The sequence below is a fragment of the Aquimarina sp. AD10 genome, from assembly GCF_003443715.1.
GTDB classification, from domain to species: Bacteria; Bacteroidota; Bacteroidia; order Flavobacteriales; family Flavobacteriaceae; genus Aquimarina; species Aquimarina aggregata.
This window is the reverse complement of the sequence record NZ_CP031965.1, coordinates 5,669,706-5,686,532: the sequence shown is the minus strand read 5'-3', so window position 1 is coordinate 5,686,532 and position 16,827 is coordinate 5,669,706. Positions and strand designations below refer to the sequence as shown.

The window sequence follows — 16,827 nt, the reverse complement described above, 5'->3', positions numbered from 1 at the left end:
TATAATTTACATATGTTATTAAGACCTGTTCTTGCATTACTTTTAGTATTCTTATTCTTGGAAAGTAATGCTCAAAACTATTCAAAAATTGGAAATCATGATTTCAACTACAATTGGGAATTTAGGCTTCTAGAAAAATCAGAAAAAAAAGAGAAACCAGATTGGAAAAAAATTAGATTACCACATGATTGGAGCGTTAGTTTTTCATTTGATGCTAGCAAAGAAGGGGCAACTGGATATTTACCAGGAGGTATTGGATTATATCAAAAGAACTTTTTATTAAATAAAGACAACTCTAAAACAACATATCTTTTATTTGATGGGGTTTATAACAATACCGAAGTTCATATTAATAATCAATTACTAGGATCACATCCATACGGATATTCTCCTTTCTTTTTTGATATTACAAAAACCTTGAGAAATAATGACTCTCTAAATACTATTAAAGTTAAAGTAGATCATAGTAGATATGTAGATAGTCGTTGGTATACTGGATCTGGGATTTATAGAAATGTAAAACTTATTCATAAAAATAATCTTCATGTTCCAATATGGGGTATTTTTATTACTACCCCAAGTATTTCCAAAGATATCACTACGACACATTTAAAAACATTAGTAAAAAATAATAATCAATCAGAACAAAATTTTGACCTACAAATTCAGATTTATGATGATAACACTAAACTTGTATCTGATTATTCAAAAAAATACAATGTAAAAGCACATCAGCAAATCAATCTAGAAAGTACCCTTTCTATACCTAAACCATATTTATGGGACATCGCATCACCAAGAATGTATAAGGCCACTATTACATTAGTTCAAGAAGGTATTGTTCTAGATAAAAATCAGGTTTCTTTTGGTATTAGAAAAATAAAATTTGATGCTAACAAGGGGTTTTTCCTAAATGATATCAATACTCCTATAAAAGGAGTCTGTCTTCATCATGATGGTGGGATTGTTGGTGCGGCTGTACCCAAAGATATTTGGCGTAGACGATTACAAAAACTTAAAGATGCCGGATGTAATGCCATAAGAATAGCGCACAACCCTGGTTCACAAGAGTTTTTAGATTTATGTGATGAAATGGGATTCTTAGTTCAAGATGAATTTTTTGACGAATGGGATAACCCAAAAGATAAACGATTAAACACAAACGAAAAAAGTATAGATTCAATCACCAGAGGTTATACTCAACATTTTCAAAAATGGGCAGAGAAAGATCTTAAAAACACTATGTTAGCACACCGTAATCATCCTTCTATTTTTCAATGGAGTATCGGTAATGAAATTGAATGGACATACCCAAGAAACGCTAACGCTACAGGTTTTTTTAATAATATAAATTGGGACGGTAATTATTTTTGGGAAGAACCTCCCCACACAGTAGAACAAATCACAGAAAAATTAAAAACCCTACCCAAAGGAGCCTATGACATTGGTGAAACTGCCAAGAAACTAGCCACGTGGACTAGAGAACTAGATACCACCCGTTATATAACGGCAAATTGTATTTTACCCTCAGCTAGTCACCTATCTGGTTATGCAGATGCATTAGATGTAGTAGGATATAGTTATAGAAGAATTTTATATGACTATGGCCATAAAAACTATCCTAATAAGCCCATAATGGGAACCGAGAACCTTGTGCAATGGCATGAATGGAAAGCCATTGAAGAACGGCCATTTATTTCTGGAACATTTTTATGGACCGGGATCGATTATATGGGTGAATCAAACAACCAATGGCCTAGAAAAGCAACTCCTAGCGGAATGTTAGATCTAGCAGGTTTTGAAAAACCCTCCTATCATATGATAAAAACATTATGGAATAAAGACCCTCATATTTATGCTACCACACAGATACTTGATAAATCAATTTACAAAATAGGAAAAGATGGAGAACCTAAAGAAAAAACAAAAGATGCCTGGAAAACAGCTCTTTGGGTTTGGCACGATGTAAATAATCATTGGAATTATACTGAAAAAGACAAAATCATTGTAGAGGTATATTCTAACTGTGATGAAATCGAATTATGTCTTAATGGAGAAAGTTTAGGATCTAAAAAACTCATAAATTTTGAAGATAGAATATACAAATGGATTGTTCCATATACCCGAGGGGAATTAAAAGTTGTAGGATCTAAAAATGGAGAAATACAACAAATAGAAACCATTAATACATCTGATGCGGCCGACAGTATAAAACTTACAACAGACAAAACAGTATTAAAAGCAGATGGATATACTACTGCTCATATAGTTGCCCAATTGATTGATAAAAAAGGAAATCCAGTTACAACCAGCAATGAAAAAATTAGCTTTATTGTTGATGGCAAAACCAAGATTCTAGGTGTTGATAACGGATCTGCCAGTAACATTCAAGATTATCAATCAAATGAAATCATAACCCACAAAGGAAGATGTTTACTCCTTGCACAATCAACAACACAAAAATCTAACGTAACAATTAAGGCTGTTTCTAAAAAATTATCTAGTAATGATATCCATATTGCCATTGATTAAATAAAAACTCAAAAACTAAATTTTCTTATGAACTTAAGTTATAAAATTATCTTATACAGCTTATCTCTTTTCTTATTAAATGCCTGCAATAAACAAAAGGAAACGCAACCAGAAATAACAAGAAAAAATAATACCGAAGAAAAAACAAGTGAACCAAAATTAGACCTATCTAAAGAAAAATTAGATCGATTTGGTATTACCAATAAAGATTATCTAAGTGCTGCTTCAAAAAGAGCATTACAATGGAAATATGTCGAAAATGATTGGTATCGGGTTTTTAATGCAATGAAACCCTTAAAAGGAGATTTAGCTTATGAAAAAGGTATTGTACGTCGCGATCCATCGGCTATGATCAAAGAAAATGGAAAATACTATGTCTGGTACTCAAAAAGCATTGGTAAAACAGATGGTTTTGGAGGAGATATTGAAAATGATAAAGTGTTTCCCTGGGATCGATGTGATATCTGGTACGCCACGTCAGAGGATGGTTGGACATGGAAAGAACAAGGAATAGCCGTACCTCGTGGAGAAAAAGGATCGTACGATGACAGATCAGTGTTTACCGTTGAAATTATGAAGCATGAAGGTATGTATTACCTATGCTATCAAACAGTAAAGTCACCTTATAATGTAAGAGTGAAGAATCAAGTAGGTCTGGCTTGGTCTAATTCACCCGATGGTCCTTGGACAAAAAGTGTAGAACCAATTCTAAAGCCTGCTGATAATGGAATATGGCAAGGAACTGAACAAAATAGATTCTTAGTCGAAAAAAAAGGAGATTTTGACTCTCACAAAGTTCATGACCCCTGCATAGTACCTTTTAAAGGTAAATTTTACTTGTATTACAAAGGAGAACAAATGGGAGAAGAAATATTATTTGGAGGACGCCAAATCCGTCATGGTGTTGCGATAGCTGATACCCCCAAAGGTCCTTATATAAAATCAAAGTATAACCCTATCTCTAATTCGGGCCATGAAATTTGCGTTTGGCCAACACAAGGCGGTATTGCCTCACTAATCACTACAGATGGTCCTGAAAGAAATACATTACAATGGTCACCAGATGGAATAAACTTTGAAATAAAAGGTGCTGTAAAAGGAGCAAATATGCCTCACGCAATTGGACTAAACAGGACACTAGAAGCTCCAAAAGGTAATCCAACTCAGATTTTTGATTGGGGACTATCTCATGTATACAACAACTGGCATGAACAGAGTATTATGCGTTTTGATTCCTATAGAAAATCATCACATGTAGCCAGAGGAGCTAAAAAACCAAATGGAAAGAAAAAAGAAACAATACAAAAAGATAATTAAGTAATTTAATATATATAACATTGAAAGCAACTAGATACGAGGGTAATAAAACCTTCAATGTAATTGAAACAGAAGTTGAAGCTCCTGCAAAAGATGATGTACGCATTAAAGTCGCTTATTCAGGGGTATGCGGAACTGACGTCCATATCTATCATGGTATGATGGATAAAAGAGTAAATTTTCCGATTACTATTGGTCATGAAATGTCAGGCACCATTGATGCCGTAGGAGACAATGTAACAACATATAAAGTCGGCGACAAAGTAGTCGTTAGGCCTTTAGATGATAGAGGCGTTAAACCTTCAGATAAAGGATTTAATCATATCTGCGAAGATCTAAAATTTATTGGTATTGATAGTCCTGGATCTATGCAACAATATTGGAATGTACCTGCATTTACACTTCACAAACTAAAAACTACTACAGATTTAAAACTTGCTGCGCTCATAGAACCACTTTCTGTGGCTGTACATGATGTGAGATTAAGTCAATTAAAACATAAGGAAACTGCTGTTGTATTGGGAGGAGGACCTATTGGATTACTAGTTGCTATGGTAGCTAAAAATACTGGTGCAAACGTAATTATATCAGAAATCAATCCTGTAAGAATAAGTAAAGCTCAAGATCTCGGTTTTGATGTTGTAAACCCTACACATACAGATCTGATACAATATGTTAAAGAAAAAACAGAAGGACGATTAGCCGATGTAGTTTTTGAAGTCGCTGGTGTGCAACCCGCACTTGATGTCATGACAGAAATTGCAGGAATTAGAGGAAGAATCGTAATGGTAGCAATACACGGCGAAAAGAAAAACATTGATTTATTCAAATTCTTTTGGAAAGAACTCAAACTTATAGGAGCGAGAGTATATGAAAAAGAAGACTACGAAAAATCGATTCAATTAATTACAGATAACCAACTCCCCTTTGAACAATTAATTACTGATATACAACCCTTAGTAAAATACAGGAAGTATTTGAAAATATCGATAAAAAACCTGATGGTCTTAAAATATTAATGGATTGCCAATTGTAAACATAAACCAACAATACAAAATTAATGAGTGTTTTAAATAAATTTAGTTTAGAAGGAAAAACTGCCCTAGTAACAGGTTGTAAAAGAGGAATAGGAAAAGCTATGGCTATTGGTCTAGCAGAAGCGGGTGCAAACATTATTGGTGTTTCTGCAAGTTTAGAAAAAAAAGGAAGTGAAATAGAACAAGAAATAACTGCAATCGGAAAAAATTTCAAAGCCTATCAATGTGACTTTTCTGACAGAAAATCTTTGTATAAATTCATCAATCAAGTCAAATCAGACTTTCCTGTCATCGATATTTTAGTTAATAATGCAGGAACAATATTGAGAGCCCCTGCCGTAGAACATTCTGATGAATACTGGGATAAAGTAATTGAAGTAAATCAAAATGCTCAATTTATTCTTACCAGAGAAATTGGAAAAGAAATGATCAATAGAGGAAATGGTAAAATTATATTTACGGCATCCTTATTAACCTTTCAAGGAGGAATCACTGTGCCTGGATATGCCGCTAGTAAAGGAGCAATTGGTCAAATGACAATGGCTTTTGCTAATGAATGGGCTGGAAAAGGTGTAAATGTAAATGCAATCGCGCCAGGTTATATCGCAACAGACAATACAGAAGCTTTAAGAAATGACCCCAATAGAGCTTCTTCTATCCTTTCTAGAATTCCTTCTGGCAGATGGGGTGAACCTCAGGACTTTGCAGGTCCCGTAGTGTTTTTAGCCTCAGAAGCGGCAAGTTACATGAATGGTTCAATCACAGTGGTTGACGGTGGATGGATGGGAAGATAATTAAGTAACAACATCAGAAATACAAGATAAAAATGAGCACTATAAAAGAATATTTACTATTTATTAATGGAAAATGGGTGACCTCAACATCTAATGAAACTATTGATGTTATTAACCCTTCAACAGAAGAAATTGTAGCTACCATTCAAAATGGAACTCCGCAAGAAGGCATTAATGCCCTTGAAGCGGCTGATAAAGCATTTAAATCCTGGAAAAAAACTCCGGCTCGACAAAGAGCCGAATTACTATATAAATTTGCCGATCAGATACTAGCAAAAAAAGAGTACTTAGCAGAATTATTAGTAAAAGAACAAGGAAAATTACTTAAAGTAGCCCGTATGGAGGTAGAAGTTACTGCTTCTTTTATTCAATATGCTTGTGAATGGGCCAGAAGAATCGAAGGTGATATTTTACCTTCAGACAATGCAGATGAACAAATATGGATTCAAAAAGTACCAAGAGGTGTAATCGTTGCTATTACAGCTTGGAATTTCCCATTGGCATTAGCGGCCAGAAAACTAGGCCCAGCTTTAGTTGCTGGCAATACAATTGTAATAAAACCAACTTCTGAGACCCCGTTGGCAACATTAGAGCTAGGATATATTGCCAAAGAAGTAGGAATTCCTGATGGAGTTATTAATATTGTTACCGGACCTGGACGCGCGATGGGTAATGCTTTGGTAGAACATCCTATTACCAAAATGGTTACAATGACCGGGTCTACTCCTGTTGGTCAACAAATTGCCAAAAACGCAGCTCAAAACCTAACTCATGTACAGTTAGAACTTGGAGGAAAAGCTCCTTTCATAGTATTCAAAGATGCAGATATTGATGCTGCCGTGATCTCTGCCCTACATTCGCGTTTTGATAACTGTGGTCAGGTTTGTACCTGTAATGAACGTATGTATGTACACGAAGATATCTATGATAAATTTATGGATAAATTTATCGCAGCTACAAAAGCTCTTAAAATAGGAGATCCCATGTTAGAAGATTCGGATATGGGCCCCAAAGTAAATGCTTCAGAATTAAAGCATATGGAGCATTTGGTAGAAGTTAGTCTACAAGAAGGAGCCACTATTGCTACGGGTGGTAAACGACCTAAAGGAGCTCAATTCGAAAAGGGATATTGGTTTGAACCAACTGTACTTACTAATGTAAAACAAAATATGACTATTGTTCATGAAGAATCATTTGGTCCTATCCTACCCGTTCTAAAATTTAAAACCTTTGATGAAGCCATACACTATGCAAATGATTGTGAATATGGCTTGGCTGCTATGGTATTCACAAAAGATATGAAAACCATTATGCGATGTAATGAAGAATTAGAATACGGAGAAATATATGTAAACAGAGGCCACGGCGAACAACATCAAGGATTTCATAACGGCTATAAATTATCCGGCAGTGGCGGTGAAGACGGTAAATATGGTTTTGAGCAATATTTAGAAAAGAAAACCTTTTACCTCAACTACAAATAAAGATAACATACACAAATGGATAACGAAATTATAAATATTGATGTTCGGTTATTCGAAGTCCCTCTACCAGAAGTTCTATCAGATGCCAAACATGGTGATCACTATCATTTTGAGCTGGTAACGGCAACGATAACATTAAAAAATGGAAGTGAAGGTACAGGTTACACCTATACCGGAGGAAAAGGAGGTCATGCTATCAAGGCAATGATCGAGCATGATTTTAAAAATGTACTTCTAGGCAAAAATGGATCAGATATAGAAGGTATCTATGATTTTCTAGAATGGCATATACATTATGTAGGTCGAGGTGGTATTGCTTCTTTTGCAATTTCTGTAATTGATATTGCCCTTTGGGATATTTACTGTAAAGAATTAGATCAACCTCTTTGGAAAATTGCTGGTGGAGCAAATAATAGTTGCAAAGCATATTGCGGAGGTATCGATTTAATGTTTCCCTTAGATAAATTATTAAATAACATGAAAACCTATTTATCCAGAGGGTTTAATGCTGTAAAAATTAAAATAGGAAGAGACAATCTAGATGAGGATATAGAAAGAATTAAAGCTGTAAGAGACTGCATTGGTCCGGATATAACTTTTATGGTGGATGCCAATTATTCTATGAATATTGATAAAGCTATAGAAGCTATCAATAGATTTAGGGAATATAATATTACCTGGTTTGAAGAACCTATAATACCAGATAATTATAAGGGATACGGAGAAATAGTCAACAGAACAAGTTTCCCATTAGCAATGGGTGAAAACCTACATACCATTCATGAATTTGAATATGCTTTCGAACAATCCAAATTAGCCTTTATCCAACCAGATGCATCCAATTGTGGAGGAATTACCGGATGGCTTAGGGTAGCTAAACTGGCTCAAGAACATAATATTCCTGTATGCTCTCATGGGATGCAAGAACTTCACGTTAGTTTGGTTTCTTCACAAGAAAATGCAGGTTGGTTAGAAGTGCATAGTTTTCCAATTGATGAATATACCATCAGACCTTTGGTGGTTAAAAACCATAAAGCTATTGCCCCCGATACTCCAGGTGTAGGTGTGGTGTTCGATTGGAAAAAACTTACTCCTTTTGAAAAAAAGGAATTACACTAAAAATTATTCAATACAAAACACAATAACTTCTCACATTAATTATGAAAATAATAAAAACAAATTTTGGAAACATCGGGAAAGCTAAAGTTTCTTTATATGAATTATCTAATCATAATGATGTAGTGGTTAAAATAACAGATTATGGAGGTACCATCACATCTATCAGCACTCCAGATAACGAGGGAAACTCTACAGAGATTACTTGTGGTTTTGAGAATATTGAAGGTTATTTTTCTGAAGAATACAAAAATAATGCACCTTATTTTGGAGGAACAATAGGAAGGTATGCCTCACGAATACACGAAGGGAAATTTACTCTAGGAGGTAAAGAATATAGTTTGGTAGGAAATGATAGAGGGAATCATTTACATGGCGGAATTCAAGGGTTTGACCGACGTATGTGGCAAGTAGACGAAATTGTAGAGCTTGAAAACGAAATCTCTTTAACCTTAGCTATCCATAGTCCAGATATGGAAGAAGGATACCCTGGAAATGTAGAGGTAAAAACGAAGTTCACGCTTACTAATGAAAATGAATTGATAATTTCATATCATGCTGAAACCGACAAAGCCACTCCCATTTCATTAACTAATCATTCTTATTTTAATTTATCTGGCTTCAAAGAAACTATTCACGATCACAATGTGACTATTAATTCTAATTCATTTCTTGTGGGAGATGATAAAGGTGTGCCTCAAGGAAAAGAAAAGGAAGTTGAAGGTAGACCAGAAGATTTTAGAAATGGTAAATTATTTAGTGACGCTCTGCAACATACAGAAACTGGTTTTGATACTTATTTTTTATTCGAACAAGATTTTTTGTTAAAAAAAGTAGCCTCAATTAAACATTCAGGAAGTGGTCGAGCAATGGATGTTCTAACAACTGAACCCGGAATGCTTTTCTATTCAGGATATTTTACTTCAGATAATTTACAAAGAGAAAATGGCGATCAATACGGAAAATATAAAGCATTTTGCTGTGAAACCCATAGATATCCCAATGGTCCCAATCTTGATGATGCTCCTAAAACTATAACTTATCCGGGAGAACCCTACACTAGTAAAACTGTCTTTAAGTTTTACACAATTTAATAATTGAAACAAACAACTTTCACACTTTATCTAAATAACATTAAACATTATGATTTTAGGAGTTTTAATTGCCATTATTGCAGGTCTTATGCTAGGTTTATATGCCTTGCCCGAAAAATATACCAAAGGTTATGAATTTGAAAATACCTGGGGTATGATGTTTTTTATAAATATGTTTATAATTCCTATACTAGCCGGATTCTTATTTGTTAAAGGGTTCGATAGTATTGTGGTCAATATTCCCTCTGATATTTTATGGAAAATGGTTTTTGCTAGCATTCTTTGGGGAGTAGGTGCAATGATGTGGGGTAAAGCAATTAATCATATAGGTTTATCCTTAGGGTTCTCTATATTTATAGGAACCGTAATCCTAGTAGGGTCATTATTACCTTTTCTGGTGGAAGGCCTACCTCCTACCAATGTATTTAGTATAATATTGATTGGAATCATAATTGTATTGATAGGTGTATTCTTTAATGGAAAAGCAGGGATTCTTAGACAAAATGAGGATAAAGAAATTCAAAGTATTGGTAAGCATAAAAATTCATCTATGATTATAGGTATCATAATTGCCGTAGCTGGAGGATTATTAGCTACTGGATTTAGTTATGCTAATGCATTTGGTAGACCATACCTGCATGAAGCTTGTCAACAGGCAGGCAATCCAGAATGGGCAACTGCTGTAATGGTTATGATTGTCATATATGTATCAGGAGGTTTTTTTGTTATTCCCTATTTCATATATCAATTAAGCTCAAAAAAATTATGGGGTAACTTTAGTTCTGTTCATACCAGCAAAAACCTAATCTTTACGTTTATAATGGCTTTGTTAAATTTTGCAGCTTCGGGAACATTCGCTTTTGCTGCCTATACCCTTGGTTCTTCTGGTAATACAGTTGGGTATGCCATTTTTAATACGTCATGCGTTGCTGTGGCCATTATTACTGGCTTACTAACTGGAGAATGGAATAAAACAAGTTCCAAACCTAAGGTATTTCTTTATCTTGGACTTACAGCTATGATTATTGGCGTAGTTGTTATAGCAATTGGAAATGGGATGCAATAAAAACTGAATTTCTTTTAGTCTGAAAGTATGCTACAAAAGGATTATAAATTAATAGCAGATGAACCACGCTTTATTAATGTTGTATTTACGGTAATAGTTTCATAATCTTTTGTATAGTCTTCCTTTTGTAATCTTTCAATCATTTTTTTTGTTGCAACTTCACCTAATTCTATGCCATGTTGATCAATCGTAGTAAGTGGTGGATTACTATTTTCTGAAAGTATGCCATCGGTAAAACCTATTATTGAAACATCTTCTGGCACCTTTAAACCTTTACCAATCACTAAATTCATTGTGTAAATCGCAGAAAGTTCATCTGCTGCTAAAACTCCGTCTATTTTATTATTTTCAATATACGTGTTAAAACTATTTGAGAATTTTTTATAATCCTCTATGATCAATATCTCTGCAGATATTGTTGGCATTTGACAATCTTCTAAAGCTTTATGATACCCTCGTACTCTTTCAACACCAACACTAGTATTGTTAATAGGAGAAACAAATATTACGTTTTTACAACCAGAATCAATCATTTTTTTGGTCGCATTATATGAAGATTCAAAATCATTAATAACAACTTTATCACACGTTACTTTGTCGGTAATACGATCAAACAACAAAACAGGAAGGTTTTTAGCGATTGCTGCCGTTAAATGTTCATAATTTTTGTTTAAATAGGTTCCTTTAGAAACAGAAATAATAAACCCATCCACACTACCACTTGCTAACATTTGTATACTCTTAACCTCCTTTTCATAAGATTCGTCTGATATACATGTAATTATATTATAGCCATGTTTCACAGCTTCTTTTTCTATACCTACCAAAACTTTAGCAAAAAAATGAGCTAAGATATTCGGGATTATTACACCGATAGTTCTAGTCTTTCTTTCTTTCAAATTCTTAGCCAATAAATTGGGGGTGTAATTATATAATTTGGCTAATTTTTTTACTTTTTCTTTAGTCTTTGAACTTATTTCGGGGCTATCTGCTAAAGCTTTAGAAATTGTAGAAATCGAAAAATTAGATAAATTTGCAAGTTTCTTAAGTGTAATTGGGTTACTCATTGTACTATGTTCATTTTTGATGACCAAATTTTATAAAATACTAAAAAGTAAAAAATAGCCTTGTATCCCACAAAAATACAAGGCTATTTTTATATTGTTTATTTAATAAAGTTAATTTTTATCAATTGGTTTATATATACGAATCCAATCTACTTTAAAGGTATGATTATCTACAATTTGTAATTCAGAATCTTTTGGCGTACGTCCGTTGCAGGCATTCCAATTCTGATCCTCAACATTAATAATAATATCCATCTCTTTATCTAAATTCATATTATTTTTTAAATGATCTAATGGGTCTATTACACTTGTTGTTGACAAAGTATTTGCTTCTTCTAGACTACTTGCAACATTTACAGCTTGAAATCCGTTTGCATCTCTAGGAATTTTACCTCCTTCTAGAGGTTTGGGATAGCTATATTACCATTAACATCTCTACTAGCAAAAGCTTTGTCAGATAATGTTCTTACATGTATACCATCAATATAATACTCAAGGTGTTTTGGATCTCTCCAATATACTCCTACACGTACCCATTTACCTCCCCATTGATCAATCCCATCTTTACGCCACCAAGTTCCTATATCGGCCGGTTGATAATCCTGAAAAGGTTCACGAATAAAAGTGTGATGACTTAAGTGCACTCGTTCTGCCAACCATACATTACGATTATCCTCACCTTTTCCTCCATACGCTTCAATAATGTCAATTTCTTGGGTGTCATCAGGACTCAATAACCAAACATCTGATGCAGTTACAGCATTAGCTACTCTAACTCGTGCTTCTACATATACAGGGTATTTAACTCTACGGGTAGAAGTAATACATCCTGCTCGTGTAGTTGGTAAAGTCCAAGTTTCTGCTACACCATCTGTATTACAATCAACTTCAAATGACTTCATTTCTCCTTCATTTCTAGTTGCTTTTATCTGAAGCTCTCCATTAGTAACCGATACATTTTCTCTAACCCATTTTGTAGGGCCTGGTCCCTCCCAATTGTTATGATAAAAATTTGTCCATTTATCCCCAAATGTTTCCTCAGTTGGTGTTCCAGTAAAAGAATAATTAAAACTATCCGACAAATCTTTCTGTAATTTCCAGATTTTTCCCTCTCCTGCTGTTGGTGGCACAACTAAACCTTCCCAATCTGTCCCTACACTATCCGGATCTAAGGGTGTTGGATCTGGATCTGGATTTTCGACTTCTATACCCTGTACATCAGAACTATCATTGGAACAAGAGTTCGTAAATGTACTGATAAGGATAATTAAGAAAAATACTTTCATTTTCATAGTAATTAAAATTTAAAAAAAATATTGAAACACTAGATTTCCAGAAGTATTTGTTAGTTTTATTAGTAATGAAACATTAAAAAAGCTCTTTCAATAAGAAGCTTTTTAAGTATTATATAACAAACTATAAAATTGTACTACTATAAAATCTATTTTGGTTTTAAAAAAACAAAAGAGTTAACTCTTTTATGTTTGGTAAAATTAAAGCTCCTATGTTTTTAGCCTTTAAAATGATACTAGACAAAAACTAAACAGATTATGTAAATAACACTATATAATTACTTTATTACTTAAATTACATTGTTTACTACAATTAAAGGTCTTTTGGGTCGGGCCTTAAACGTTTCAAATACGTGAATAAAATTTTCCGTTTTTAATTTTCTATTGGCTTATTGACTATTTCAAATTTTCATTACAACAAGTGTAGTACGATTTTAAAATTGTATAGATAAATTCTTAATTTTTAATTAAAAGTAAGGCATTAAGATATCTAAACTAAGGTAATTTTTAACCCTAAAAAGTACAAATCAAATTCTTATCCCGAACCTATTGATTTTCTAAAAAAGTGTAGATTTTAGAAGACTTATTTAGTAACATTTTTACAATCAGTTTTATTTTTAACTGCTATCCCATATTTATATTAAATTTAAAAAAACAGTAAAACGCAATCGACAAAACAAAATTTACTGAATCCTTAAAATCGAATCAAATAGCTTACCATCAATCATTTAAATAATTTAAATTAACTAAAAACGCACCGTCTAGTTTTTGTCTAGTACGTTTCTTTTTGTTAAAAAATTAAGATTAATATGTTTGTTTTGAAGATTTCTTCATAAGAATATTAAAAACATTAGAAATCTGCAAAACACATTGATTTTTATTAAGCTACTTTATTTATGAAAAAAAAGAAAACCGTTTTTGAAAGAAAATATCATCTGTTATGGATATTTACTTTTTTAATTATATCTACTGTTACAAAAGCACAAGAAAAAGTAAATATTACAGGAACAATAACAGATGGTAATATTCCTATACTGGGAGTAAACATATTAGTAGAAGGAACAAATAGAGGAACTGTATCAGATTTTGATGGCAATTACTCAATCCAAGCTGCAAAAGGAGAAACTTTACTCTTTTCGTCTGTTGGTTTTGAAAAACAATCGATTATAGTTGGGGAACAAAACACAATTAATATTTCTTTACAAGAGTCTAGTGAACAACTTGAACAAGTTGTAATTGTGGGTTATGGAACACAAAGAAAAATTGAAGTTACTGGAGCAGTAAGTAATGTAAGTTCTGAAATAATCTCCAAAGCACCAGTTTCTGATTTGGGAGAAGCTTTACAAGGTCAAATAGCAGGGGTCAATATTCAAGCTAGTAATGGTAGACCTGGTGAATCCGCGAATATTCAGATTAGAGGTGTTGGATCTCTTAGTCCGGGATCTTTGGGTCCCCTATTTGTGGTAGATGGTGTCCCTTTTCAAGGAAATCCAAATATTGCTCCTGAACAGATTGAATCCATCGATGTTTTAAAAGATGGAGCGTCTGCCGCTGTTTATGGTACTAGAGCCGCTAACGGAGTCATACTAATAACTACTAAGAAAGGTAAAAAAGGACAAATGAGAGTGAACTATTCTACTTATGTAGCAGTTCAAAATATTACATCTGGAGTTCCATTAATGAATACCTCTCAACAGTTTTTTTCTGATCAAATAATAAATGATGTGGAAGGGACAGTGAATAACACCCTTTTTTTAAATCCAAATGCTTTAGATTTTGATAGTGATTTTGTAGGTGATGTACAGAACAATAATGCCTTAATTCAAAATCACAATATTAATGTTTCTGGTGGAATTAACGATTTAACACTAAACCTAAACAGTGCCTATTTTGATCAGGAAGGAGTCTTAGAAAATTCAGGTTTTAATAGACTTACTACAAGAATCACTGGTGAATACAAGAAAAATAGACTAAAAATATTCTCTAGTATTGGTATTACCGATGAGCTAAGAAAACAAGAACCTTTTGCTTTATTAGAACAAGCAATTGCACAGAAACCTTTTCAACCTCCAGTTAGTGATATTGTTCCTGTAGACGGACGAGTACAATTAGGAGTTGGAACAGGGCAACCAGAATTGTTAAGTTTCCTAACTAGAGAGTTAAACAATAGAGATGATAGAAAAATAAGAAGTTCGAATGTTGCTTTTAGTTTAGATTATGAAGTCATAGATGGCCTTACATACCGCGCTAATCTGGGTAGAAATACCTTTAACTTTAGACGTAAATTCTTTAGACCACAATATTTATTATTTAATGTCGAAGGTAATTTTGTTCCTGGAGCGTCTCGTGAGGATGCTATACTACAAGAGAGTTTTATTTTTTCACAAAGAAGTACGATCGAAAACTCTTTGAATTACAATAAAAATTTTGGAAAACATAATATTAAGCTATTAGCATTAACCTCTTTTGAACAATTCGATTCTAAAACTGTCAATACAGGAGTTATTGGTTTACAAAGTAATGATACTGATGTTTTAGGTGCTGGAGAAGAAGCTATAAAACCAAGTGGTTTTGATGACAAAAACAAACTCTCAGGCCTTTTGACCAGAATACAATATAATTATAATGATCGTTACCTTATTTCGGGAAGTTATAGAAGAGATGGTTCTTCTAAATTTGCGCCTGTTAATAGGTTTGGGGATTTCTTCGGTGTATCTGTAGGGTGGAATGTGAGTGAAGAAGCTTTTTTTAAAAATGCGAATATTGATATAATTAATAACCTAAAATTTAGAGCAAGTTGGGCAGAAGTAGGAAATCAATCTATCCCATCTTTCTTATTTACTCCTCGAATCGAATCTGGAGCTAACTTTATTATTGGTGATGAGTTAGTTTTTGGGCAAATAGGAAGACGATTTGTAGATCCTAATATTAAATGGGAAACAAAAATTTCCAAAAACATAGGAATTGATTTATCAATGTTCAACAATAGACTAAGCATAGTAGCAGACTATTATCAGAATGATCGAGAAGATTTATTGTTAGAAGAGCAATTGCCTCCTTCAGCTGGTACTAACACTCCCAGAGACAATACTTTTAGAAGTAGAGTTACTAATGCTGGAAATCTTACCAACAAAGGTATTGAACTATCTATTAGTTATAAAGATGAGACCAAATTTGGTTTAAAATGGAATGTATCAGGAACTTTCACTAAAAACAACAACGAAGTAACAGATCTAAATGGCACAAGAAGAGGGTTTTCTGGAGGTCGCCCACTAGCAACAATTGGAAACGCAGATAATACAACGTTTTTAGCAGAAGGTTTTGAAGCAGGTGCATTCTTTTTACTCCAAAATGCCGGAGTAATAAAAACGCAGGAACAATTAACTGCTTATCAGCAACTAGTACCAACGGCTAGATTAGGAGACATACAATATGTAGATCAACCAACTATAGATTCTAATAATGATGGTATTGCCGATTCAGGAGATGGGGTAATCAATGAAAATGACAGAACATATGCGGGTTCCGGGCAAGCAGAATTTGAAGCTGGCTTGAATATAAGTTTAGACTTTAAAGGTTTTGATCTTTTTATCCAAAACTATCTATCCTATGGCGCAGAAGTATATAATGGAGCGCGTCTTGCAGCATATGTATATGGTAGACATTTAGAGCAATTTAATCAATGGTCTCCTCAAAATACTGATTCTGATATACCCGCAAGAAGAAGTGGCCTTGTTACTTCTAGTACGAGAGCTAGATCTGATTTTTTTCTCGAAGATGGAACTTATTTACGAATAAGAAATATAACATTAGGATATTCTATCCCAGATGCTTCTCTACCCGAATTCATTACTAAACTAAGAATCTATGCCACTGCACAAAACCCATTTACATTTACAGAGTATACAGGGTTTGATCCAGAAATCGGAGGTGATGGTATTTTCACAAGAGGTGTAGATGCATTGTCTTATCCTGTTACAAGAAGGTTCCTATTTGGAGTAGAATTCGGTTTTTAAAAAAATAAAATT

Annotated in this window: 12 protein-coding genes; 9 read left to right on the top strand and 3 right to left on the bottom strand. The window is 33.5% G+C overall.

Annotation, left to right across the window (positions count from 1 at the left end; genetic code table 11):
- The first annotated feature begins 12 nt into the window (after positions 1-12).
- Genes D1816_RS23680 through D1816_RS23645 form a run of 8 tightly spaced genes read left to right on the top strand, consistent with a single transcriptional unit; the run spans position 13 to position 10,440 of the window.
- On the top strand, positions 13-2,532 hold the full coding sequence (locus D1816_RS23680; RefSeq protein WP_118505957.1) for a glycoside hydrolase family 2 TIM barrel-domain containing protein: 2,520 nt from the start codon (positions 13-15) through the stop codon (positions 2,530-2,532).
- 27 nt (positions 2,533-2,559) lie between these two features.
- Positions 2,560-3,849 carry a family 43 glycosylhydrolase gene (locus D1816_RS23675; RefSeq protein ID WP_082832423.1) on the top strand — a complete coding sequence of 430 codons (1,290 nt, stop codon included), beginning with the start codon at positions 2,560-2,562 and terminating at the stop codon, positions 3,847-3,849.
- Positions 3,850-3,869: 20 nt separating this feature from the next.
- Positions 3,870-4,868, top strand: a complete 999-nt coding sequence (locus D1816_RS23670) for a zinc-binding dehydrogenase (protein WP_240338676.1) — start codon at positions 3,870-3,872, stop codon at positions 4,866-4,868.
- A gap of 41 nt (positions 4,869-4,909) precedes the next feature.
- Positions 4,910-5,680: an SDR family NAD(P)-dependent oxidoreductase gene (locus D1816_RS23665; RefSeq protein WP_118505956.1), complete on the top strand. Its 771-nt coding sequence runs from the start codon at positions 4,910-4,912 to the stop codon at positions 5,678-5,680.
- 32 nt (positions 5,681-5,712) lie between these two features.
- The gene (gene aldA, locus D1816_RS23660; protein WP_118505955.1) at positions 5,713-7,164 is read left to right on the top strand and encodes an aldehyde dehydrogenase; all 1,452 of its coding nucleotides are present in this window, start codon (positions 5,713-5,715) and stop codon (positions 7,162-7,164) included.
- Positions 7,165-7,179: 15 nt separating this feature from the next.
- Positions 7,180-8,283, top strand: coding sequence for a mandelate racemase/muconate lactonizing enzyme family protein (locus D1816_RS23655; protein WP_118505954.1), 1,104 nt, complete (start codon positions 7,180-7,182; stop codon positions 8,281-8,283).
- A gap of 41 nt (positions 8,284-8,324) precedes the next feature.
- Entirely contained in the window at positions 8,325-9,374 is a 1,050-nt protein-coding gene (locus tag D1816_RS23650; RefSeq protein WP_118505953.1) for an aldose epimerase family protein, read from the top strand.
- Between the two features lie 49 nt (positions 9,375-9,423).
- A complete protein-coding gene (locus D1816_RS23645) occupies positions 9,424-10,440 on the top strand; it encodes an L-rhamnose/proton symporter RhaT (protein WP_118505952.1) in 1,017 nt (338 codons plus the stop codon).
- Positions 10,441-10,481: 41 nt separating this feature from the next.
- On the opposite strand, the gene D1816_RS23640 is transcribed toward D1816_RS23645, so the two are convergent.
- The 3 genes from D1816_RS23640 to D1816_RS23630 form a co-directional block, all read right to left on the bottom strand.
- Positions 10,482-11,507, bottom strand: coding sequence for a LacI family DNA-binding transcriptional regulator (locus tag D1816_RS23640; RefSeq protein ID WP_118505951.1), 1,026 nt, complete (start codon positions 11,505-11,507; stop codon positions 10,482-10,484).
- A gap of 111 nt (positions 11,508-11,618) precedes the next feature.
- Positions 11,619-11,780 (bottom strand): hypothetical protein, encoded by a 162-nt coding sequence (locus D1816_RS23635; RefSeq protein ID WP_162900351.1) that lies wholly within the window; start codon positions 11,778-11,780, stop codon positions 11,619-11,621.
- 125 nt (positions 11,781-11,905) lie between these two features.
- A complete protein-coding gene (locus tag D1816_RS23630) occupies positions 11,906-12,793 on the bottom strand; it encodes a family 16 glycosylhydrolase (RefSeq protein WP_118505949.1) in 888 nt (295 codons plus the stop codon).
- Between the two features lie 902 nt (positions 12,794-13,695).
- Here D1816_RS23630 and D1816_RS23625 point away from each other — a divergent pair.
- Complete coding sequence (locus D1816_RS23625; protein WP_118505948.1) at positions 13,696-16,815, top strand: TonB-dependent receptor; 3,120 nt, start codon at positions 13,696-13,698, stop codon at positions 16,813-16,815.
- Positions 16,816-16,827: the final 12 nt, after the last annotated feature.